Annotated in this window: 19 protein-coding genes and 3 pseudogenes; 16 read left to right on the forward strand and 6 right to left on the reverse strand. The window is 65.5% G+C overall.

From position 1 onward, the window contains the following. Positions 1 to 293 precede the first annotated feature (293 nt). Positions 294 to 830, reverse strand: a pseudogene (locus tag ACQCS0_RS00220) (cytochrome c oxidase assembly protein); the annotation flags it as partial. A gap of 81 nt (positions 831 to 911) precedes the next feature. On the opposite strand from ACQCS0_RS00220, the gene ACQCS0_RS00225 reads away from it, so the two are divergent. Genes ACQCS0_RS00225 through ACQCS0_RS00245 form a run of 5 tightly spaced genes read left to right on the forward strand, consistent with a single transcriptional unit; the run spans position 912 to position 4494 of the window. Beyond that, positions 912 to 1682: a phosphatase PAP2 family protein gene (locus ACQCS0_RS00225; RefSeq protein WP_354156304.1), complete on the forward strand. Its 771-nt coding sequence runs from the start codon at positions 912 to 914 to the stop codon at positions 1680 to 1682. A 25-nt stretch (positions 1683 to 1707) separates the two neighbouring features. Then, positions 1708 to 2406 carry a VTT domain-containing protein gene (locus tag ACQCS0_RS00230; protein WP_354156303.1) on the forward strand — a complete coding sequence of 233 codons (699 nt, stop codon included), beginning with the start codon at positions 1708 to 1710 and terminating at the stop codon, positions 2404 to 2406. 4 nt (positions 2407 to 2410) lie between these two features. After that, a complete protein-coding gene (locus tag ACQCS0_RS00235; protein WP_354156302.1) occupies positions 2411 to 3079 on the forward strand; it encodes a response regulator transcription factor in 669 nt (222 codons plus the stop codon). Continuing rightward, positions 3072 to 4070 (forward strand): HAMP domain-containing sensor histidine kinase, encoded by a 999-nt coding sequence (locus tag ACQCS0_RS00240; protein WP_354224676.1) that lies wholly within the window; start codon positions 3072 to 3074, stop codon positions 4068 to 4070. The genes ACQCS0_RS00235 and ACQCS0_RS00240 overlap by 8 nt, the downstream gene beginning before the upstream one ends. 43 nt (positions 4071 to 4113) lie before the next feature. After that, positions 4114 to 4494: an RNA-binding S4 domain-containing protein gene (locus ACQCS0_RS00245; protein ID WP_164204101.1), complete on the forward strand. Its 381-nt coding sequence runs from the start codon at positions 4114 to 4116 to the stop codon at positions 4492 to 4494. A 1-nt stretch (position 4495) separates the two neighbouring features. On the opposite strand, the gene ACQCS0_RS00250 is transcribed toward ACQCS0_RS00245, so the two are convergent. Continuing rightward, on the reverse strand, positions 4496 to 5002 hold the full coding sequence (locus ACQCS0_RS00250; RefSeq protein ID WP_354156300.1) for a hypothetical protein: 507 nt from the start codon (positions 5000 to 5002) through the stop codon (positions 4496 to 4498). A 118-nt stretch (positions 5003 to 5120) separates the two neighbouring features. On the opposite strand from ACQCS0_RS00250, the gene ACQCS0_RS00255 reads away from it, so the two are divergent. Then, complete coding sequence (locus ACQCS0_RS00255; protein WP_354156299.1) at positions 5121 to 5738, forward strand: uracil-DNA glycosylase; 618 nt, start codon at positions 5121 to 5123, stop codon at positions 5736 to 5738. A gap of 32 nt (positions 5739 to 5770) precedes the next feature. Here ACQCS0_RS00255 and ACQCS0_RS00260 read toward each other — a convergent pair whose 3' ends face one another. Continuing rightward, positions 5771 to 7015 (reverse strand): HipA domain-containing protein, encoded by a 1245-nt coding sequence (locus ACQCS0_RS00260; RefSeq protein WP_354156298.1) that lies wholly within the window; start codon positions 7013 to 7015, stop codon positions 5771 to 5773. Next, positions 7012 to 7278: a helix-turn-helix transcriptional regulator gene (locus tag ACQCS0_RS00265; protein WP_354156297.1), complete on the reverse strand. Its 267-nt coding sequence runs from the start codon at positions 7276 to 7278 to the stop codon at positions 7012 to 7014. Before ACQCS0_RS00265 ends, ACQCS0_RS00260 begins: the two co-directional genes overlap by 4 nt. A 523-nt stretch (positions 7279 to 7801) precedes the next feature. On the opposite strand from ACQCS0_RS00265, the pseudogene ACQCS0_RS00270 reads away from it, so the two are divergent. From ACQCS0_RS00270 to ACQCS0_RS00310, 9 genes and pseudogenes are all read left to right on the forward strand, one after another. After that, positions 7802 to 8224, forward strand: a pseudogene (locus tag ACQCS0_RS00270) (alanine:cation symporter family protein). Further along, positions 8169 to 9117: pseudogene (locus ACQCS0_RS00275) on the forward strand (alanine/glycine:cation symporter family protein). Before ACQCS0_RS00270 ends, ACQCS0_RS00275 begins: the two co-directional pseudogenes overlap by 56 nt. 162 nt (positions 9118 to 9279) lie before the next feature. Further along, positions 9280 to 10014 (forward strand): FadR/GntR family transcriptional regulator, encoded by a 735-nt coding sequence (locus ACQCS0_RS00280; RefSeq protein WP_354156296.1) that lies wholly within the window; start codon positions 9280 to 9282, stop codon positions 10012 to 10014. A gap of 29 nt (positions 10015 to 10043) precedes the next feature. Continuing rightward, a complete protein-coding gene (locus tag ACQCS0_RS00285; protein WP_354156295.1) occupies positions 10044 to 11117 on the forward strand; it encodes an asparaginase in 1074 nt (357 codons plus the stop codon). 7 nt (positions 11118 to 11124) lie between these two features. After that, positions 11125 to 12549: an aspartate ammonia-lyase gene (locus ACQCS0_RS00290; RefSeq protein WP_354156294.1), complete on the forward strand. Its 1425-nt coding sequence runs from the start codon at positions 11125 to 11127 to the stop codon at positions 12547 to 12549. Between the two features lie 23 nt (positions 12550 to 12572). Continuing rightward, on the forward strand, positions 12573 to 14108 hold the full coding sequence (locus ACQCS0_RS00295; protein ID WP_426939969.1) for an amino acid permease: 1536 nt from the start codon (positions 12573 to 12575) through the stop codon (positions 14106 to 14108). A gap of 177 nt (positions 14109 to 14285) precedes the next feature. Then, complete coding sequence (locus ACQCS0_RS00300; RefSeq protein ID WP_354155703.1) at positions 14286 to 14534, forward strand: SCO4226 family nickel-binding protein; 249 nt, start codon at positions 14286 to 14288, stop codon at positions 14532 to 14534. Between the two features lie 96 nt (positions 14535 to 14630). Then, positions 14631 to 15119: a universal stress protein gene (locus ACQCS0_RS00305; protein ID WP_354155702.1), complete on the forward strand. Its 489-nt coding sequence runs from the start codon at positions 14631 to 14633 to the stop codon at positions 15117 to 15119. 130 nt (positions 15120 to 15249) lie between these two features. After that, positions 15250 to 16566, forward strand: coding sequence for a GNAT family N-acetyltransferase (locus ACQCS0_RS00310; RefSeq protein ID WP_354155701.1), 1317 nt, complete (start codon positions 15250 to 15252; stop codon positions 16564 to 16566). Between the two features lie 69 nt (positions 16567 to 16635). Here the strand turns inward: ACQCS0_RS00310 and ACQCS0_RS00315 are convergent, their stop codons facing one another. After that, complete coding sequence (locus tag ACQCS0_RS00315) at positions 16636 to 17247, reverse strand: bifunctional (p)ppGpp synthetase/guanosine-3',5'-bis(diphosphate) 3'-pyrophosphohydrolase (protein WP_185261923.1); 612 nt, start codon at positions 17245 to 17247, stop codon at positions 16636 to 16638. Positions 17248 to 17256: 9 nt separating this feature from the next. After that, the gene (gluQRS, locus tag ACQCS0_RS00320) at positions 17257 to 18174 is read right to left on the reverse strand and encodes a tRNA glutamyl-Q(34) synthetase GluQRS (RefSeq protein ID WP_354155700.1); all 918 of its coding nucleotides are present in this window, start codon (positions 18172 to 18174) and stop codon (positions 17257 to 17259) included. Positions 18175 to 18500: 326 nt separating this feature from the next. Between gluQRS and ACQCS0_RS00325 the strand changes: the two genes are divergently transcribed. After that, the gene (locus ACQCS0_RS00325; protein ID WP_354155699.1) at positions 18501 to 18959 is read left to right on the forward strand and encodes an Lrp/AsnC family transcriptional regulator; all 459 of its coding nucleotides are present in this window, start codon (positions 18501 to 18503) and stop codon (positions 18957 to 18959) included. The last annotated feature ends 140 nt before the right edge of the window (positions 18960 to 19099 follow it).

The raw sequence follows: 19099 nt of genomic DNA on the forward strand, positions 1-19099 counted from the left end.
CCTGGCCGGGGTGCATACCCTGTTCATGGTCTCCGCCGGCCTGCACTATGCGGGTCGCTTGAGCTCAGCCTCGGCGCCCTCAAACGGGACCCCGCCATCACGGTCCCCTGGAGACCGCCGTGGAGGTTGTTTTCACCGGCACGGACGCGGGGATGCAAGGCGGTGCCCGGCAGCAGTACGCACGCAGCCTGCCCATTCGTGAGACGCTGCGGCCCGACGTCGTGCTTGCCTACGAAATGAACGGCGGCGATGGGAAGCGCCATCAGCAGGCCCAGCAACGGAACGCCAACCGTCAGCAGCGCCCCCGCCACCGGATCCGTTCTCAGGGTGAAAAAGAACGGCGTGAGGAACGTCGCAAAAAGGGCCAGGTCCAGCAGCGGGGCGGCCAGCGAATTGCTGAAGAAGCGCACCACCCGGTGGGACAGCACGGTGTTCAGCCGTACGAGGCCCGCGGTGCGAAGCGCTGCACGGGCCCAGGGAGATGGGTTCCCCAGCCCTATCAGCAGCGGCACCACAAAGAGCAGCAAGGAGATCTTCAGCGTGAACGCCCACCGCAGGTCAGCGCTGTACACACCAGGGAAGCCGCAGGTCAGGACCGTCAGGGATCCCAGACCCAGCAGGTAGAACGCAGCGGTCCGCCACCACGGCCAACGGCGGCCATTGGCCATGGCCGTCCGGACGCCGAGCCCGTACAGCACACCGGCGGAAACAATGAGGATCAGTGCGGCCCAGCCGACCCGCCAGGCGCCTAAGACAACGTCGAAGGGGGCACAGGCCAAGGCTAAGGGATGTTCCTTGGAAAACGCCGGACGATCCATGACGGGCTTCATTCTTAAGGATTCCTTAAGCGCCCTGGAACAGACTGGTCCTCAAGCGGCCAGCCGGCCGCAGAGAGCGAGCCGGAGTATTTGATGCCTGACAACGTCCACAGCCAAAGTTTGCCCCGTGCCCGCGCAGACATCGTCCGCGGTGCCCGAAACGGCGCCGGAACGCGGCTCCTTGCACTGCCGCGGCCCCGGTTGTGGGCCTTGTGGGGGATCGTCCTGGCGGCCGCGGTCGTGGTCCTTGGCATCACCGTTGCCGACGTTCCGGGTATCAGCACTGACGAACTTGGTGTGGACCAGAACCTCAGCCAGCATCACGTTGCCCTGCTGACCGGCCTGGCCATGGCCCTGAACCTGCTGTTTGGTCCTGTGGCCGGGGTTCTGCTGATCGCCGTCGTCGCACTGTTCCTGCTATTGGTGCGCCGCAGTCCCGTCAATGCTGTGGCGTTTGGCTTGGTGGCGGTGTCAGGCTGGGCGGCGAGCGAATTCTTCAAGGTCCTTGTGGCCAGGCAGCGCCCGGATTCCGCGTTGCTGTTCGATCCGCTGGCACCGGAAAACGGTGCGGACAGTTTTCCGAGCGGTCACGTCACTTTCGCCGTGACTCTTGCCTTCGCCGTGTATTTCCTGGCCCGCGGGACGCGCTGGGCAAAGTCTGCGGCCGTTGCGGGCGTGGTTGTGGTGGCCGTCGTGGCGTGGTCGCGGCTGTACATCGGCGTCCACTACCCGTCCGACGTCGTCGGGTCGGTCCTGGCGGGCACCGCGGCTGTGATCCTCCTGAGCGGGTGCTGGAACTGGCTGGCGCCCCGGGTGTGGCAGCGGGTGCCGGTGAACGCGGTCACGCGTCCATTCCTGCCCTAAGACTCTCAGCCCGCAGAAAGGCATCATGCAGACATTTCATGCACTGGCCACGGTAGCCGCCGCCTCACCACTAGATCCCGCGGGGCTCCTTGAGGGCCTGGGGCCGGCCGCCCTGGCGGTCATCGCCGGGATGGTCTTCATCGAATCCGGAGTCCTGTTCCCGTTCCTGCCCGGGGACTCGCTCCTGTTCACGGCGGGCCTGCTTCATCAGCAACTGAACCTCACGCTCCCGCTCCTGATCGGCATCGTGTCCGTGGCGGCGGTGGCAGGCGACCAAGTGGGCTATTTTCTGGGCCGGAAGTTCGGCCGCCGGTGGTTCAAGGAAGACGCCCGGATCCTGAAGACCTCGCACCTGACCCGGACCGAGGAGTTCTTCCACCGGCACGGCGGTGGCGCGGTGGTAATGGCCCGCTTTGTGCCGATTGTGCGCACGTACGCCCCGCTGGCGGCGGGAATCGCCCACTACACCTACCGGAAGTTCACCCTCTGGAACATCGTGGGCGCGGTGGCGTGGTCGGCTTCCGTGATTCTGCTGGGGTCCTGGCTCGGGCACTTCGACATCATCGCCAACAACATCGACCTCATCGCCGTGGCCATGGTCCTGGTCTCCGTCATCCCGTGGGGCGTTGAGTACCTCAAGCGCCGGAAGAACAAGGGCACCGCCAAGGAATCCGCCGAAGAATCCGAGGAACGGCCCGTGGAAGCGCTGGCCACGGAAGAATAGACCCATGACACCAGATGCCCGGCCGTCCCTGCTTCTGGTTGAGGACGATCCCGTCCTTGGCCCGCTGATTGCCGAGCTGCTGGAAGACGACTATCGGATCAGCCTGGTGGCGGACGGAAGGCTTGGCCTGGGCGCCGCCCTCGGGGAGCCCTGGGATGTCCTGGTGGTCGACCGCGGCCTGCCCGGCATGGACGGCATCGCCCTGATCAGCGCCTTGCGGGCGAAAGGGATTTCCACGCCGGTGCTGATCCTCACGGCGCTGGGTGCAACGGATGAGAAGGTCCGCGGCCTCGATGCAGGGGCCAATGACTACATGACCAAACCGTTCGACGCCGGCGAGCTGGGTGCGCGACTGCGCGCACTGACCCGCAGCTACACCCAGCCCACGGTGAGTATCGGCGACTGGGAACTGAACGCCGTCGGCCGTTCCGTGCGGTCCGTATACGGGCCGCTGGTGACGCTGACCGCGAAGGAGTGCGAGTTGTTGGCGGCCCTCGCCACGGAGCCGGACCGTATCTTCAGCCGGGATGAACTCATCAGTGCCGTGTTTCCCTCCACCGACCAGCCGAGCGTGATCGATACCTATGTCCACCACCTGCGCCGCAAGATTTCCCGGAACGTGATCCGCACTGTCCACGGCGTTGGCTACCAGATCGGGGACGGCCATGAATGAACGACGCCGGGCCGCGGCAGACCCGGACCAGGCTACGCTCCGCAAGGCCTCACTAAGGATTGCCGTACGCATCAGTGCGGCGTGCGCCGTGCTGGTCCTCTGCCTGCTTGCGGGGGCTGCGATCTACCTGACCAACCAGCTGTCCCACCCCGAGCTGCCCGGCACGTCCAGCCAGGCCGCCGATTTTGCGTACCTTGACTACAAGGACCTGCTCAAAGCCCTGATCATCGCCGGCGCGGCGGGGATCGTCCTTGCCGGAGTGATCGGCTGGTTCAGTGCCCGCAGCGCCATCGAACCGCTGGGCGCCGCGATGGCCCTGCAACGCCGGTTCGTCCAGGATGCCAGCCACGAACTGCGCACGCCGCTGGCCATCCTGGACGCGCGGATCCAGCTCGCCCAGCGCGACACTCTTCCGGAGTCAAAGCCGGGGCAGGCGCTGGCACGGATCCGGCAGGACACCTCAGCCCTGACGGCAATTGTCAACGAACTGCTGTTGGCCGCAACGGGAGACACTGCAGAAACCCCGGGGGAACCCATTGATGTGGCGGGGGTGGTGGAGTCCGTGGCCGAGAGCGTCCGGACCATCGCTGACGGCCAGGATGTCAGCGTAGCTGTAACGGCGGACGCGCATCCGCTGGCGAGGATCGACGAAAGCAGTTTGCGCCGCGCCATTCTGGCCCTGGCTGACAACGCGCTGGCGCACACGCCGGCAGGCGGGACCATCACCCTCGCCGCGGCAGCGAGCCAGCGCAGCGCGGTGATCACGGTGACGGATACGGGAAGCGGGATCTCCGGCGTCGAGCGTGACAGGATCTTCGAGCGCTTCGTCAGGACACCGCGTCAGGACGGAACCAGGGCGCAACGCAGCTTCGGCATCGGGTTGGCGCTGGTCCGCGATGTGGCCACCGCCGCCGGCGGGACGGTGGAGATCGCCGGCACGGGCCCGGGCGGGACCACCATGCGGATCACGCTGCCGCTGGCCACGCCCTGAACTGCCGGTCCGGACGTCCCACGCCGTATACTCGGTGCCAGCCATGACCAGCCTTCCTGCCTCCCCCGCCAGCGTCCGCCTTGATGCGTGGCTGTGGGCCATCCGCGCCTACAAGACCCGCTCCGCCGCCACAGCCGCGTGCCGGGCCGGGCATGTGCGGCTCAACGGCAGCCCCGCGAAAGCTTCGGCCACACTCGTTACCGGCGAGACCGTGACGATCCGCATGTCAGGTTTCGAACGCATCCTCGAAGTCCGCCGTTTGATTGCCAAACGGGTGGGGGCCGAAGCGGCGTCGCACTGCTTCACGGATCACACCCCGCCCCGTCCGGTGGCACCGGCGTTGGGACTGCCGCAGCGGGACCGCGGGGCAGGACGGCCGACCAAGAAGGACCGGCGGGAGATGGAACGGCTTAAGGGCTCTTAGCTCAGTTCTTAAGCTTGGCCTGCACGAGGTTCGCGAACGGCAGCCGGCCATGCTCCGCAACGAAGGCTGCGTGATACGCGGCTTTGGCTTGGTTCACTTCTTCGGCAGGCAGCTCTTTCCACGCCAGGATGAGCTCATCCGTGTGCGTCAGCTGCCAGATGAGGCGGCCGTCCCAATGGCCCGGCGGCCTGCCCCGCCCAAAATCCAGGAACTCCTTGATCTGGTTCCGGAGGCCGCGGTTGCCCTTGCTTCCCGGCCCGGCTTTGCCAACGTAGAGAATGTCCGCACCGTCCACCCATTCCGCCAGAATGGCTGCCGCAGGCAGGGTGGGATTCTTTTTCTTGAAGGTCCCGGCGGTGCTGATCTTGAGGAAGTGCGGCTCGAACTCATTCGGCCGAAGAACGGCGAACACCCCGGTGCCCTGCGGAATCCTTATGATCTCAAGGCTGTCGAAGGCCCGGAAGCCGGCAAAGCCGTCGGACTTGAGCGTTTTCCTGTTCATCATCATGACGTTACTCGGACCGGCGCCGGTCCGAAGCAAACTTGCACTGCGCGCCTATAGGTCCAAAAGCGTAGAGTGGGTTCAGACGCCTGTTTCTGGACGCCGTGCTGCTGAGGGAGAGATCGTGACGATTGACTGGGACGAAAAAAAGGCCCTGCTACAGGAACCAAACATCGCGGCGGTAACGCAGCTCTGCGATGAACTGATGGAAAAGAAGCCAGGGTCCGTCGTCCCGTACATCGACCCCGTGCATGACGAGGACGAATGCCGGATCGTCAGCCTCCACGTCACTCCCGGCAAGGGCACCGAATCCGGCTTCGTCTCCCATTTCAACGACGACGAAGCCGCCCGCCGCGCCACCCAGATTTACGAACTTGCCGAGCTTGATCCGCGCTACGTGATGCCGTGGAATGCGTACCCCTGGGTGCGGGATCCGGAGCTTCCGTCGGCGCTGAACGTCCAGGAGAAGACCGACGGCCTGCGGCCCTTCCGGCAGTTCCTCAAGATCAACCGCCGTGTCTCCGCAGTCATCGCCCACGGCACGGACGCCTCTACGTTCCTCACCCTCTTCGAGAAGACCTACCATTCTTCCCTGAAGAACAGCGGTATCAAGATCTACAAGGCCAGCGCGCTCGGCGGGCGGGCCTTTGCTGTTTCCGAAGCAAAGCAGGAGGATCTCCTGACCAAGAGCGTGGACGTCTACAAGGACGCCATGCAGCGGGCAGGCATCCAGCACCTTTAGCCACGCACGACGGCGGCAGTAACCGCGGTGCCTCAGCCTTCCAGCAAGCGCCTGCGGTGCTTGAGCTCCTTCACCCACGCCCTGGTGACCATGTCCGGGAACGGCGGGCCGCCGCCGTCGTTCCTCTCCGGCCCAGCGAGCCCCGCGAACGCTGTGCCGGCCTCCAGATCGGTGATCAACGGCCCTGACGCTTTCAGGGCGAGCTCCAGCACCTGGGCAGCCGTGCGGTCTGTGAGCCCCAAGTCCGCGGCCCAGCCCAGAAAGTGGCGTCGGGAGATCCCGCTCCGCTTCCCGTTCAGGGTCAGCGCAAGGGTCTTGTCCCCGTAGACCACTGTGGAGGGAATGTCGTAGACCGGGGCGATGGTCCACTCCCCGTGCGGCTGCTGGACCATGGAAACGTTCTTGGCGTGCAGGTCCCCGTTGCCGCTCAGCCACGCAAACGCCCCCTGGATGGCGAGGTTCCGGAGTGCCGGGAGAGGCGCCGAGCAGTACTCGGCGAGTGCATGGCAAACCTGCCCATAAGCCACGTTGTACTTGTCTGCCGGGTAAAGCTTCAGGACCTGGGCCCCGTCCTCCACCGCCAGCCGCAGGACGTCGTCGGGGCCGCCACCGGAGACGGGCACCCTGTCGAAGCGTTCCACCAGAAGCCCGGGCCGGCCAGCGACATCGCGCATCAGCCGGACCCGGCTCAGCGGAATCCGCAGCCTGGCCGCGTAGCGGAACATGACCAGCTCGTTCTCCACTACATGCGGGAATTCGGGGGCGTTGAGTTTAAGGATGAACCGCCTGCCGGCGCTGGCCACGGGGAGCGAGATCATGCCGGCAGACAACTTGTCCTGCACCCCTGCCAGCGCCACGGGGTCGATCAGGTCCGGGTCGCCGAGCAACTTTTCGAAGTCAACCGGCAGTTTGGGATCCAGCTGGACAGCGTGCTCGTCCGGATCCAGCGCCTCGCCGTGGCCTACGATCTGGACGTCGCCCACCGGGTTACCGCCGGCCGCGATCAGCAGGGACAGGTCGTCGTCGGCGCTGGTCTTGATGGACCGCCGCAGCGCGTTGAGCCGGCGGCCTTCCGGCAGGAGGCCGGTGAAATAGGGAGGCGCCGCCCCCGCCGCTGAATCGACGGGTGCCCCGGTGAGCGGCAGGGAACTGGCGACGGCGGGTCCCCCGGATGCGAGGTACGCCGACAGGTAGCTGAACCGGGTGCCGCCGTCGTGGCGTTCGAGCCGCGCGGCGAGCACCCCGGCCTTGTAGATGTCGGCGATGCGGTGCGTCATGGCTTTGGTTCGCGATCGCTGGCGTGCCCTGCGAGCGCGCGGGCACCTTTGCCGGTCTTGGTGGTGATCCGGAGCTCGAGGCCAAGCGTGTCCAGGACGGCCAGTAGGGAATCCAGCTGGACGCTTGGCTTGCCCTGCTCAATGAACCTCACGAAGCGTTCCGAGACCCCGGTCATGTCGGCGACGTCCTTTTGGGTCAGGCCCAGCGCTAGGCGGCGCGACCGGACCTCCCTGGCCAATTGGTCGGCGATCGAGTCAGTCATGGCGCTCCAATAGGTACGATCGTGCCGTTCAGTCCCCGGAACTGCAGTTTACGTCGTCTCCGCCTGCCTGAACAGGCATCCACCGGCACGATCGTACCGCCCAGTTCAGGACTTGGGCGGGAGGTGATTATGCGCAGGCTCGAGGGCGGGCCCAAATTCGGAAATGTGACGTACTTAACATAGATTGATTCGCACAAGTTGTTGCTCAATCCCATGGGGACTTAGGCAGCAGAACTGCCGCGAGGGGAAACGGGCAAGAATCCAGCCCCAACCGTGAAGTCTGAATTAATGCAAGCAGCGCCTGACCGTTAGCGATGAGGCCGGCTGGCTGGCCTCCATTGAACAAACCACAGATGAAGGGTTCCGCCCGGCGGCTGAAGTTTTTTCCACCGTCGTCCTCTTCCCGATCACCATTGGCGAGATCAGCTTTCCGGCCGTGGTGGCCTGGCTGATCGCCGCTGGCATCATCATCAGCGTCCACTTAGGGCTCGTCCAGTTCCGCGGCCTGAAAGTCTCCTATGAAGTGGTTCGCGGCCGCTATTCGGCCAAGCACGATCCCGGAGAGGTGTCCCATTTTCAGGCTCGTACCTCTGCACTCTCCGGGACCGTGGGCCTCGGAAATATTGCCGGCGTGGGTGCGGCCATGGCGCACGGCGGTCCCGGCGCGACGTTCTAGATGATCCTGGCCGGCCTGCTGGGCATGGCTACGAAATTCGCGGAGTGCACCCTCGGCGTCAAGTACCGCCAAGTGCATGAAGACGGCACCGTCACGGGCGGCCCGTTCAAATACCTCCCCGTCGCTTCCCAGAAGTTTGGCACCGTTCCCGGGGACGATCCTTACCGGAATTTTTGCGGTCTCCATCCTGATCTTCGGCATCGCCGGCGGAAACATGTTCCAGGTCAACCAGACGTTCGCCCAGAGGCGAAACGTCACCGGTGGCGATGAAGGCTTCCTTGGGGGTGCCGGAGCTGCCGTGGTCTTCGGAGTCCTCGCGACCCTCGTTGCGTCGGTGATTCTAGGTGGCATGAAGTCCATCGGGGCCACCACCATCAAGCTGGTTCCGGCCATGGCATTTATCTAGGTACTGGCCTGCCTGTTCGTCATCTTCGTGAATTTGGGCCAGGTTCCGGCGGCCTTCGGCGCCATCATTACGGGCGCCTTCAACCCCTCCGGAATGGCAGGCGGCCTGGTGGGTGTCATGATCGTCGGCTTCCAGCGCGCGGCATTCTCCAATGAAGCCGACCTGGGCGGCGGCGATCGCCCACTCCACCGTCAAGACGCGCCGTCCCGTGAGCGAAGGGTTCGTTGCGATGTTCGAGCCCCTGGTGGACACCGTCATCATCTGCACCATGACCGCCCCGGCCATCGTCATTGCCGGAGCGCCGAGCCTCCAGGCAGGCATTGATCAGGTGCAGGCCGGGGACGGCGCGCCCGACGGCGTCATCCTCACCTCCCATGCGTTCGCCACGGTCCTCCCCTGGTTCCCGCTGGTCCTGGCCGTCGCAGTGTCCCTGTTCGCGTTCTCCACGCTTATCACCTGGTCTTACTACGGGTTGAAAGCCTGGGAGTACCTCTTCGGGCGCAGCAAGGCCTCAGAAGTCACTTATAAGTGCGTCTTCCCGTTCTTCACCGTCGTTGGCACTGTGCTGACTTTCACCCAGGTGCTGAACTTCGCCGATGCCGCCCTGTTCATCTGCGCGTTCATCAACCTGCTTGGCGTATACATGCTGCTGCCGGTGATCAAGCGCGAGATGAAGGCATACCTCGCGGATCGCAAGAGCGGAGACCTCCATAAGCTCGGGGTGGAGCTCGAAGACACCTCAGCGCCCCGCGGCTGAATCCGCGGCCGGGCAGCTGATTTCAGGCGCGGGCATGAACTGAATGCACCTACCCGGATTGCCCGGCGGGCCCCAAAACTCCCTACAGAGGTTCGGGGCCTGTCCCTTTTGTCCAAACCGGCAGGAGTTGACACCCAGTGTGACCCGTGCCATATTTTAAGTGTGAACCTGTCAGACAGCCCGACAGCAGGACAGCCTGCACCTCCGGCCAGCGCATCGCTCCCCGGAGCCCAGCCGCTCGCCCGGCTCAGCGCTGCCGAGGCGGTCTTTAACGCCGTTCGCTCCGACATCGAGTCCGGCAATGCAGCCGTGGGCGGCAAGCTCAGCTCCGAGGCTTCCCTCGCACAGCAATACGGGGTCAGCCGTTCGGTGATCCGGGAAGCCCTCCGGTCCTGTACTGCCCTGGGGCTCACCGTAACCAAGACGGGCAAAGGTACATTCGTCGTGGCCGACAAGGTCGCCAGCGACCTCACGCTCGGACACTACTCCGCCCGTGACCTCACCGAGGCCCGCCCCCATATCGAAGTTCCCGCAGCCGGCCTCGCCGCCCAGCGCCGGACCGGTGAAGAACTGGAGACGCTGCGCCACATCGTCGCAGCCATGAGCACGGAAACGGACCCTGAATCCTGGGTTGCCCTGGACTCCAGTTTCCATGCCCTCATTGCGCGTGCCAGCGGCAACAGAGTGTTCGCCAGCGTCGTCGGAGAGATCCGCGGCGCTTTGGCCCACCAGTCCGAAACCCTCAACTTGGTGGCCGACCGGCAACATGCCTCAGATGCCGAACACAAAGAGATACTGGCAGCCATCGAGGCAGGCTCCGCGGACGGCGCCAGCCAGGCCATGGCAGCGCACCTGCATGCCGTGGGCGCCGCGCTCGATTCCATCCTGAACAAATAGCTCCGCCCAAGTTACCCGCCAAGGAACCCATGCTCTCCCCTGCGCTTTCTGACGCCCACACTGCTGCACTGCTCCCGCAGCACGCCCCGCTAGTGCTGGCCACCCGTGACGGACTGGTGGAAAGCGTCCACTACGGCTCCGCCATCGCCACCGCACCTGATGGCTCAATCCTGGCGGCGGCAGGCGACCCCCTGGTCCCGTTTTACCCGCGCTCCGCGCTCAAGCCGCTGCAGGCGGTGGCCATGGTCCGTGCGGGCCTGGAGCTCCCGGCCGACCTCCTGGCCCTGACCGCGGCGAGCCACTCCGGCGGTGCCAAACACCGCGGCGGCACCCAGCGGATTCTCTCCTTGTACGGGCTTGCCGTAAGCGACCTCGAGAACAGCACCGACCTGCCCTATGGCGCCAGCGAGCGCGAGGACTGGCTGCGCAACGGCTTCCTTGCCACGCGCCTGACCCAGAATTGCTCCGGCAAGCACGCTGCGATGGCTGCCACATGCGTCATCAACGGCTGGCCCGTCAAGGGTTATCTCAACCCGGCCCACCCGCTGCAGCAGCTGATCGCTGCCACCGTCACCGAACTGACCGGCGAGACGCCCTTGGCCCGCAGTACGGACGGCTGTGGGACGCCGCTCTTCGCGCTCACCCTCCGCGGCATGGCCCGCGCTTTCGGCACCATCGCGGCCGCCGCAGCGCTTGCCGCAGTCAGCACTTCCGACGACAGCGGGACCGCCCCGCTGCCTGCGGAAGCCGCCGTCGGACTCGCCATGCGGCAACACCCCGACATGGTGGCGGGCGAGCGCCGGGACGTCACGGAGCTGATGCGGCTACTCCCGGGGGCGGTGGCGAAGGACGGCTTTGAAGGTGTGCAGCTGGTAGGCCTGCCGGATGGCCGCGCAGTTGCTGTCAAGATTTCCGACGGCGGCGACCGCGCCCGGATGCCAGCCACCGTCCATGTGCTTGCATCCCTCGGCGTAAACACCGCACCGCTCGCCGGCATCGGCACCGCCCCTGTCCTGGGTGGCGGCCACCAGGTGGGCCTGCTGCAGCCGACGGACTTCCTGCCTGCACTAACCCTGTCCACGCCCGCCAACGAAGCCCTGTGAGGACCCCATGACCAACTTGAGTACCTTGGATGCCGTCCCCGAGACCCGGTCCGAGCACGACCTGCTGGGTGACCGCGACGTCCCCGGCAACGCCTACTGGGGCGTCCACACACTCCGCGCCGTGGAAAACTTCCCCATCACCGGGCAGCCGCTGTCCTCCAACATGCACCTGGTGCGGGGACTGGCCGCCGTGAAGCTTGCCGCCGCCCGCACCAACCGCGAACTGGGACTGCTGGACGCCGAACGCGGCCAGGCGATCGAGCAGGCGTGCGCTGACGTGATGAACGGCCGGCTCAGCGACCAGTTTGTGGTGGACGTCATCCAGGGCGGCGCCGGGACGTCGTCGAACATGAACGCGAACGAGGTCATCGCGAACCGCGCCCTGGAAATCCTGGGCCACCCCAAAGGCGACTACGCCCGGCTACACCCCAACGATCACGTAAACCTCAGCCAGTCCACTAACGACGTCTACCCCACCGCCGTGAAACTGGGCACCATTTTCGCCGGCCGGGAACTGTTGGACGCACTGGCCGAACTCGAAGAGGCTTTCGCCGCCAAGGCACTCGAATTCCGTACCGTGGTGAAGATGGGCCGGACGCAATTGCAAGACGCCGTCCCCATGACGCTGGGCCAGGAGTTCGGCACCTATGCCATCACCATCGGCGAGGACCGGCTGCGCCTGGCCGAGGCGGAACTGCTCATCCACGAAATCAACCTCGGCGCCACAGCAATCGGCACCGGACTGAACGCCCCTGCCGGTTACACCGAGGCCGCCTGCCGGCACTTGGCCGAGGTCACCGGGCTCCCCCTGGTCACCGCCGTCGACCTCATCGAAGCTACGCAGGATGTGGGCGCCTTTGTGCACCTGTCCGGCGTGCTCAAGCGCGTGGCCGTGAAGCTCTCCAAGATCTGCAACGACCTCCGCCTGCTCTCCTCCGGCCCGCGCGCCGGCTTTGGCGAGATCAACCTGCCGGCCGTCCAGTCCGGCTCGTCCATCATGCCCGGCAAGATCAACCCGGTGATCCCGGAAGTGGTCAGCCAGGTGGCCTACGAAGTCATCGGCAACGACGTCACCATCACCATGGCCGCCGAAGCCGGGCAGCTCCAGCTCAACGCTTTCGAACCCATCATTGTCCACAGCCTCCACAAGAGCATCTCCCACCTGGAGGCAGCCTGCCGCACCCTCACGGCACGCTGCGTCCGGGGCATCACCGCAAACACCGAGCACCTGCGGCTCACCGTGGAACAGTCAATCGGCCTGGTCACCGCGCTTAACCCCCACCTTGGCTACGCCACGGCAACCGCCATCGCCCAGGAAGCCCTTGCCACCGGCAAGGGCGTTGCAGAGCTCGTTCTGGAACACGGGCTGCTCACCGCCGATCAGCTCACGGACCTCCTCAGCCCGCAACGCCTGGCCAACCTCAGCAAGTAACCCACCCCCAAAAAGGACACCGCATGACAACTCCCCAACAGGACACCGCCCAAAGGCAGGTCATCACGGACCACACGGTCCCGCCCCAGGCGCACGCCACCGAATCGGCGCTGCACGCGGAGGACAAGGGTTATCACAAGAACCTCAAACCGCGGCAGATCCAGATGATCGCCATCGGCGGCGCGATCGGCACCGGCCTGTTCCTCGGCGCCGGCGGCCGCCTCAACGCCGCCGGCCCGTCGCTGGTCATCGCCTACGCCGTCTGCGGCTTCTTCGCGTTCCTCATCCTGCGCGCCCTGGGCGAACTGGTCCTGCACCGCCCCTCCTCGGGCTCGTTTGTCTCCTACGCCCGGGAATTCTTCGGCGAGAAAGCCGCGTTCGTCTCCGGCTGGTTCTACTGGATCAACTGGGCCACCACCACCATCGTGGACATCACCGCCGCCGCGCTCTACATGAACTTCTTCGGCCACTACATCCCCTGGATGGCCGAGGTCCCGCAATGGGCCTGGGCCCTGATCGCCCTCGTGGTGGTCCTCGCCCTGAACCTCGTCTCCGTCAAGGTGTTCGGTGAGCTCGAGTTCTGGTTCGCCCTGATCAAGGTCGCCGCCCTGGTGGTCTTCCTCGTGGTAGGCACCTACTTCGTCATCTTCGGCACCCCCGTGGACGGCCAGCCGGTGGGCCTGAGCCTGCTCTCGGACAACGGCGGCGTCTTCCCCAACGGCCTGCTCCCCATGATCATCCTGATGCAGGGCGTCCTGTTCGCCTACGCCTCCATCGAACTCGTGGGCACCGCCGCCGGCGAGACCAAGAACCCCGAAAAAATCATGCCCAAGGCCATCAACTCCGTGGTCTTCCGGATCGCCGTCTTCTACGTCGGCTCCGTCATCCTGCTCGCCCTCCTGCTGCCATACACCTCCTACGAAAAGGGCGTCAGCCCGTTCGTGACGTTCTTCGGCTCCATCGGCATCCAAGGCGTGGACGTCATCATGAACCTCGTGGTCCTCACCGCCGCGCTCTCCTCCCTCAACGCCGGCCTATATTCCACCGGCCGCATCCTACGCTCCATGTCCGTGAACGGCTCCGCCCCAAAGTTCGCAGGCCGGATGAACAAAGCCGGGGTCCCCTACGGCGGCATCGCCATCACCGCCGGCGTGTCCCTCCTAGGCGTCCCGCTGAACTACCTGGTGCCAGCGGAGGCCTTCGAGATCGTGCTGAACGTCGCATCCGTGGGCATCGTCATGACCTGGGCAACCATCGTGCTCTGCCAAATCCAGCTACAACGCTGGGCGAACAAAGGCTGGCTCCAGCGCCCGTCCTTCCGGATGTTCGGCGCCCCGTACACCGGCTACCTTTCACTGCTGTTCCTGGCGGGCGTGCTGGTCATGGTGTTCATCGAATCCCCGCTCACCATGCTCGTCACGGCCATCGCCTGCGTGCTGATGGTATTCGGCTGGTACGCCTGCCGGCAACGAATCCGCGAGATCGCCGAAACCCGCGACGGATTCACAGGCACAGCCCCCGTCATCGCCAACCCGCCCGCGGAGACCTTCAAGAAGTAGCGCCCTGCCGGCCCAAACAGCCGTGACGCCCGACGGCGGCACCCGGGTTCTGTAGACACGGAACCCAGGTGCCGCCGTCGTCACTTCCGCAGTCCTCTTGACGCCTGACCGGCGCAGGTCTAACGTCGGCCGCATCCTGCTGTTTCAACGTCGAACCCAGTTAAGGAGCACAGTTTCATGCCGGAATTCATGGATGTTCATCGCAATATGACCGGAATCACCCAGGAAGCACTTCGCGAGGCCCATAACGCCGATCTTGCCATCCAGAGCGACGAGAAGGTTGACTTCAAATCTGCTTGGGCCGATCCCGAGTCGGGCCTGGTTTACTGCCTGTCCGAGGCTCCCTCAGCGGACGCTGTACGGCGAATCCATGAGCGGGCAGGCCACCCCGCCGACGAGGTACACCCCGTTCCGATCAAGGTCTGACCAGCCAGCAGAGTTCGACGGCGGTAGGCCCGGTTCCACTCACACGGAACCCGCTGTTCCGCCGTCGTCGGTTTCCACTCTCCAAGGAGGACCGTGATGGACACTTCGGAAGCCACAATTGTTGTCGGGGTGGACGGCTCCGATTCCTCGGTGCAGGCGCTGCGTTTCGCGGCACGGCTGGCGCCTGCTCTCGACGCCCGGATCCACGCGGTGGCTTGCTGGGACTTTCCGCAGATGTACGCCGGCTACGTTCCGCCGGACTTTGATGCCTTCGAAGCGGCCGCTGCCAAGACCCTGGCCGATGCGCTTGGCAAAGCATTCGGGCCGGACCTTCCTGTGAACGTCAGGCAGGAGCTGGTCCGCGGCCCTGCGCCTGCCAAGCTGGTCGAAGCCGGTGCGGACGCCGCGATGCTGGTGGTCGGCCGCCGCGGGCACGGCGGAGTCATGGGTATGCATCTGGGATCTGTGAGCTCAGCATGCGTTTCTCACGCTGCCTGCCCGGTCCTCGTAGTGCATACGGACCCAAGCCACCGTCCCCACCGTCTCTGGAAAGGCTCCAAGGGCGAAAAAACATCGAGGCTGTAGGCCCGGATCCGCCCGGGCGTAATGCAACGCTCCCGCAACCCCCTACGGGAGGCGATCGCCTATGCTCAGCAGAGCGCTTCACACGCGACCTCTGTGAAAGTTCAACGACGAACCACCCGGGAGACACAGCATGACCAACTGGCGCATCAGGGATTTCCATTCAGCAGACCTGGACGGCATCCTGCACCTCTGGGAGTCGCTCAAAGACTCAGATGTGGAACCCGTCTACGCCCTCTCCGAGGTGTTGGCATCCTGCGAGAAGGACCACGCGGTAGTAGCCGTGCAGGGTGATCAGGTGGTGGGCGCCGCCGTCGGACGCGCCGCGCATGACCAGGGCTGGATCGTCTTCCTGGCCACGCTGCCGGAATACCGCGGCCGCGGGATCGGCACCTCGCTGCTCGCCGCCGTCGAAAACCGGATGGCCCCGCACGGCCTCAACAAGCTCTCCGCGCTGATGCCGGAAGCGGAAACCCGGGTGGAGGCCTTCCTCAGCCGCGGCTTCGCGCTCAAGAAGAACCTGCGCTATTTCGAGCGGACCATCCCCGTCCAGCGGCAGGAACTTGGCGCGCTGGGCCAGCTGGGCGGCCGGATCCTGGCCCGCGACCTGTGGGAGAACGTGGCCGGCATGCGCAAAGAAAAGGAACTCCTGGAGCGCCGGCTCGTCCTGCCCCTCGCGGAGGCCGACCTCGCCGATGAATACGGTGTGGTGCCGCCGCGCGCCGTGGTGCTGTTCGGCCCTCCCGGGACCGGCAAGACCACGTTTGCGAAGGCCATCGCGTCCCGGCTCGAGTGGCCGTTCGTGGAGGTCTTCCCCTCCCGCCTCGCCTCGGACCCCAAGGGGCTCGCCGGGGCCCTGCGCGAAACGTTCCTCGAGATCGCGGAGCTGGAGCACTGTGTGGTGTTCATCGACGAGGTGGAAGAGATCGCGTCCCAGCGTTCGGGCGAGCCGCCGTCGCCCCTGCAGGGCGTCACGAACGAGCTCCTGAAGATCATCCCGGCGTTCCGCGAACAGCCCGGCCGCCTGCTCGTGTGCGCCACCAACTTCATCCGCGCCCTGGACACCGCCTTCCTGCGCCACGGCCGGTTCGACTACGTCATCCCCATCGGCCTCCCGGACCGCCAGGCCCGCGACGCCATGTGGCAGCGCTTCATCCCGGCCACCGTGGTGGACGATGTGGACGTGGAGCTCCTGGTGGAACGGACAGAGGGCTTCTCCCCCGCGGACATCGAGTACGCCGCGCGCAGTGCCTCCCAGCGGGCGCTGGAAAAGGCCGTGTACGACGACGGCGGCGCGGCTTCGGGCGGTAACGGTTCAGTCCGCGAGGCGGTCCGGAAGGGGCCCTGCACGCAGGACTACCTCGACGCGATCGGCGATACCCGGACCACCGTCAGCCAGGAGGTCCACGAGCTGTTCCTTCAGGACATCGACTCGCTGGGTCGCGTCTAAGCTAGGCAACGCGGGGTCAGGTACGGCCCATGTTGGGCCCTGGCATGGGCGCAAAGTGACCCCGCGTTGCTAGGGAGCGTCGTCGTACGTCAGGTTCTCGTAATCCGTGTCGTCTTCGTCGTCGAGCCTGTCGTCCAACTCCTTCAGCAGCCAGGGATTAACCCGGGCAAGGATCTTCCGGACTTCCTCGACGTCGACGGCGGCATACAGCACGGGACGGGCGTCCCGGTACTTGGTGACGGGCGGCTTGTCCGGCCATTTCGCGGCGAGGGCCCTGACGCGTTCGGGCAGGGAATTGTGGGCGTTGTCCGCGATCTTCACCAGGGCCGCGTCGTGGTCCTCGGCAATGAAATGCATCCCGGCCTGATAGTCATCGGGATTATCATGCAGCCGGTTGGTGACCCGCTCGATGATGTCCGCTGCCCGCTCGGAAACGCCCATGTCCAGCAGCGCTTGCCGTGTGATGGGGGTGTCCTCGGCAATGTCATGAAGGTAACCGGCAATCCGGATATCGTCGTCGAAGTCAGCCAGCGCATCACCTACCGCAATCACATGGTCACGGTAAGGGCGCTTGAGCTTGTCCTTCTGCCGGTTGTGGGCCACCTCGGCCAGGACCTTCGCGGTCTCGACAGTGAATCCCGGTTGAGGGAGTTTGGCTTCAGTGAATTCGGGTTCCGACATGGCTTAAGCCTACGCGCCGGGCTGCAGGTGTCTGTTCGCAGGCCTAGAGGGGCCGCTCCACACCCACGGTTCCCGCGGCAGCCCTGACGGCCTGAACGTTGCGAGGGCTTGCTCCAGCGTCCCGGAAGCAAGTCCCAGGGACTGCAGGATGAGGTTCCGCACGTCGGCGGCGGAAACGCCCGCGCGGGAGAGGTCGCCCAGTGTCACGGCGCCATCGCGCTTGGCCAGCCGGGCGCCGTCGGAATTCACCACCATCGGCACGTGCGCATATTCCGGAATAGGAATATTCAGCAGCAGTGCTAGATACGCCTGCCTTGGCGTGGACGGCAGCAGGTCATCGCCCCGCACCACCTGGTCGATACCCTGCGCGGCGTCGTCCACCACGACAGCCAGGTTGTAGGCGGTAACACCGTCGTTGCGGCGGAGGACAAAATCATCCACCACGCCGGTGAACTCCCCATGCAGCAGATCCTGCACGGGGTACTCCGTTGTTCCGGCGCGAAGCCGGATGGCGGCCGGCCGCGTGGAGCGTTTGAACTCCAGCTCAGCAGGATCGAGGTCACGGCAGGTGCCCGGATAGGCGCCCTGCGGCGCGTGCGGCGCTGACGGCGCCTCCTGGATTTCACGGCGCGTGCAGAAGCATTCATAGGTGAGCCCTGCAGCAGTCAGCCGCCCGATCGCCTCGGCGTAGATGGCAGCCCGGTCCGCCTGGCGCACGACGGCGCCGTCCCACGTCACGCCCACGGCCTCCAGGTCGCGGAGCTGCACTGCCTCCGCGCCCGCCCGCGCCCGGTCAAGGTCCTCGACGCGAAGCAGGAAGTCGCGGCCAGTGGACCGGGCAAACAACCAGGCGAGCATCGCGGTGCGGAGGTTCCCTACATGGAGTTCACCGGACGGGCTGGGGGCAAAGCGGCCGGCTGGGGTCATGTGTCAACCCTAGTCCGGACAGCACAAGAGCCCCTCAGCTACCGATGCCTTCGCAGGATCCGACGTCGGTGGCTCAGGGGCTCTTGCCGTGTGTGCAGAATGACCGTGGTGTGAACAAGTGTCAATCAGCGGCGTCCTCCTTGCGGGAGGCGGTGTCCAGTTGCCGGGTGGTGTGCCGGTGTTCCTGTAGCCTGCGGGGTTCGGCGGTAGCCTTAGCCCTTGTTGCCACAATTTGAGCAGCCGACATACAGTTGGCGCAAGAGGCATGCATTTTGTTGGTCAGTCTGACTAATAGCAGCCACAAACCCCGACAGGAACTGATCAGTTTGCAACAATTGGACGCCACGGACAAACGCATCCTCCATGGCCTGGACGAGGACCCCCGCGTCCCCATCATGGCGCTGGCCCAGCGGCTGGGCCTGGCGCGCGGAACCGTCCAGTCGCGCCTGGAGCGGATGACGGCGTCGGGCGCCCTTCGTCCCAACAGCAGCCGCGTGGTCCCCTCCGCTTTGGGCCGGGGTGTGGCTGCGGCCGTCAGCGCCGAACTGGACCAGAGCCACCTCAACGAAGCGATCGCCGCGCTCCGCAAAATCCCCGAAGTCCTGGAATGCCATGCGCCTGCCGGCGATACCGACCTGCTGATCCGCGTAGTGGCCACCAGCCCGGACGACCTCTACCGCGTGTCCGAGGAGATCCGGCTCTGCCCCGGAATCGTCCGCACCTCCACCAGCATGTTCCTGCGCGAAGTCATCCCGTACCGGACCACCGGGCTGCTGCAGGACTGAATTCCGTCATTCCGGGCCCGCACTCAACCCCGCACGGGGAGCGCTCCCCATCGCCCGCGAGGACGCATCGCAGCTAGGCCGGCACGGGCATCCATTCAGGGAGAGACATGGCGGGGAACTTTTATGGCGGCGACGTGGCT

The organism is Pseudarthrobacter sp. S6, assembly GCF_050156575.1.
In the GTDB taxonomy this organism is placed as follows: domain Bacteria; phylum Actinomycetota; class Actinomycetes; order Actinomycetales; family Micrococcaceae; genus Arthrobacter.

What these genes read in the sequence shown, in the direction of transcription:
- ACQCS0_RS00225 (WP_354156304.1), top strand. Translation starts at nt 912, where the DNA reads ATGCCTGACAACGTCCACAGCCAAAGTTTGCCCCGTGCCCGCGCAGAC.
- ACQCS0_RS00230 (WP_354156303.1), top strand. Translation starts at nt 1,708, where the DNA reads ATGCAGACATTTCATGCACTGGCCACGGTAGCCGCCGCCTCACCACTA.
- ACQCS0_RS00235 (WP_354156302.1), top strand. Translation starts at nt 2,411, where the DNA reads ATGACACCAGATGCCCGGCCGTCCCTGCTTCTGGTTGAGGACGATCCC.
- ACQCS0_RS00240 (WP_354224676.1), top strand. Translation starts at nt 3,072, where the DNA reads ATGAATGAACGACGCCGGGCCGCGGCAGACCCGGACCAGGCTACGCTC.
- ACQCS0_RS00245 (WP_164204101.1), top strand. Translation starts at nt 4,114, where the DNA reads ATGACCAGCCTTCCTGCCTCCCCCGCCAGCGTCCGCCTTGATGCGTGG.
- ACQCS0_RS00250 (WP_354156300.1), bottom strand. Translation starts at nt 5,002, where the DNA reads ATGATGATGAACAGGAAAACGCTCAAGTCCGACGGCTTTGCCGGCTTC.
- ACQCS0_RS00260 (WP_354156298.1), bottom strand. Translation starts at nt 7,015, where the DNA reads ATGACGCACCGCATCGCCGACATCTACAAGGCCGGGGTGCTCGCCGCG.
- ACQCS0_RS00265 (WP_354156297.1), bottom strand. Translation starts at nt 7,278, where the DNA reads ATGACTGACTCGATCGCCGACCAATTGGCCAGGGAGGTCCGGTCGCGC.
- ACQCS0_RS00285 (WP_354156295.1), top strand. Translation starts at nt 10,044, where the DNA reads ATGCTCTCCCCTGCGCTTTCTGACGCCCACACTGCTGCACTGCTCCCG.
- ACQCS0_RS00290 (WP_354156294.1), top strand. Translation starts at nt 11,125, where the DNA reads ATGACCAACTTGAGTACCTTGGATGCCGTCCCCGAGACCCGGTCCGAG.
- ACQCS0_RS00295 (WP_426939969.1), top strand. Translation starts at nt 12,573, where the DNA reads ATGACAACTCCCCAACAGGACACCGCCCAAAGGCAGGTCATCACGGAC.
- ACQCS0_RS00300 (WP_354155703.1), top strand. Translation starts at nt 14,286, where the DNA reads ATGCCGGAATTCATGGATGTTCATCGCAATATGACCGGAATCACCCAG.
- ACQCS0_RS00305 (WP_354155702.1), top strand. Translation starts at nt 14,631, where the DNA reads ATGGACACTTCGGAAGCCACAATTGTTGTCGGGGTGGACGGCTCCGAT.
- ACQCS0_RS00310 (WP_354155701.1), top strand. Translation starts at nt 15,250, where the DNA reads ATGACCAACTGGCGCATCAGGGATTTCCATTCAGCAGACCTGGACGGC.
- ACQCS0_RS00315 (WP_185261923.1), bottom strand. Translation starts at nt 17,247, where the DNA reads ATGTCGGAACCCGAATTCACTGAAGCCAAACTCCCTCAACCGGGATTC.
- gluQRS (WP_354155700.1), bottom strand. Translation starts at nt 18,174, where the DNA reads ATGACCCCAGCCGGCCGCTTTGCCCCCAGCCCGTCCGGTGAACTCCAT.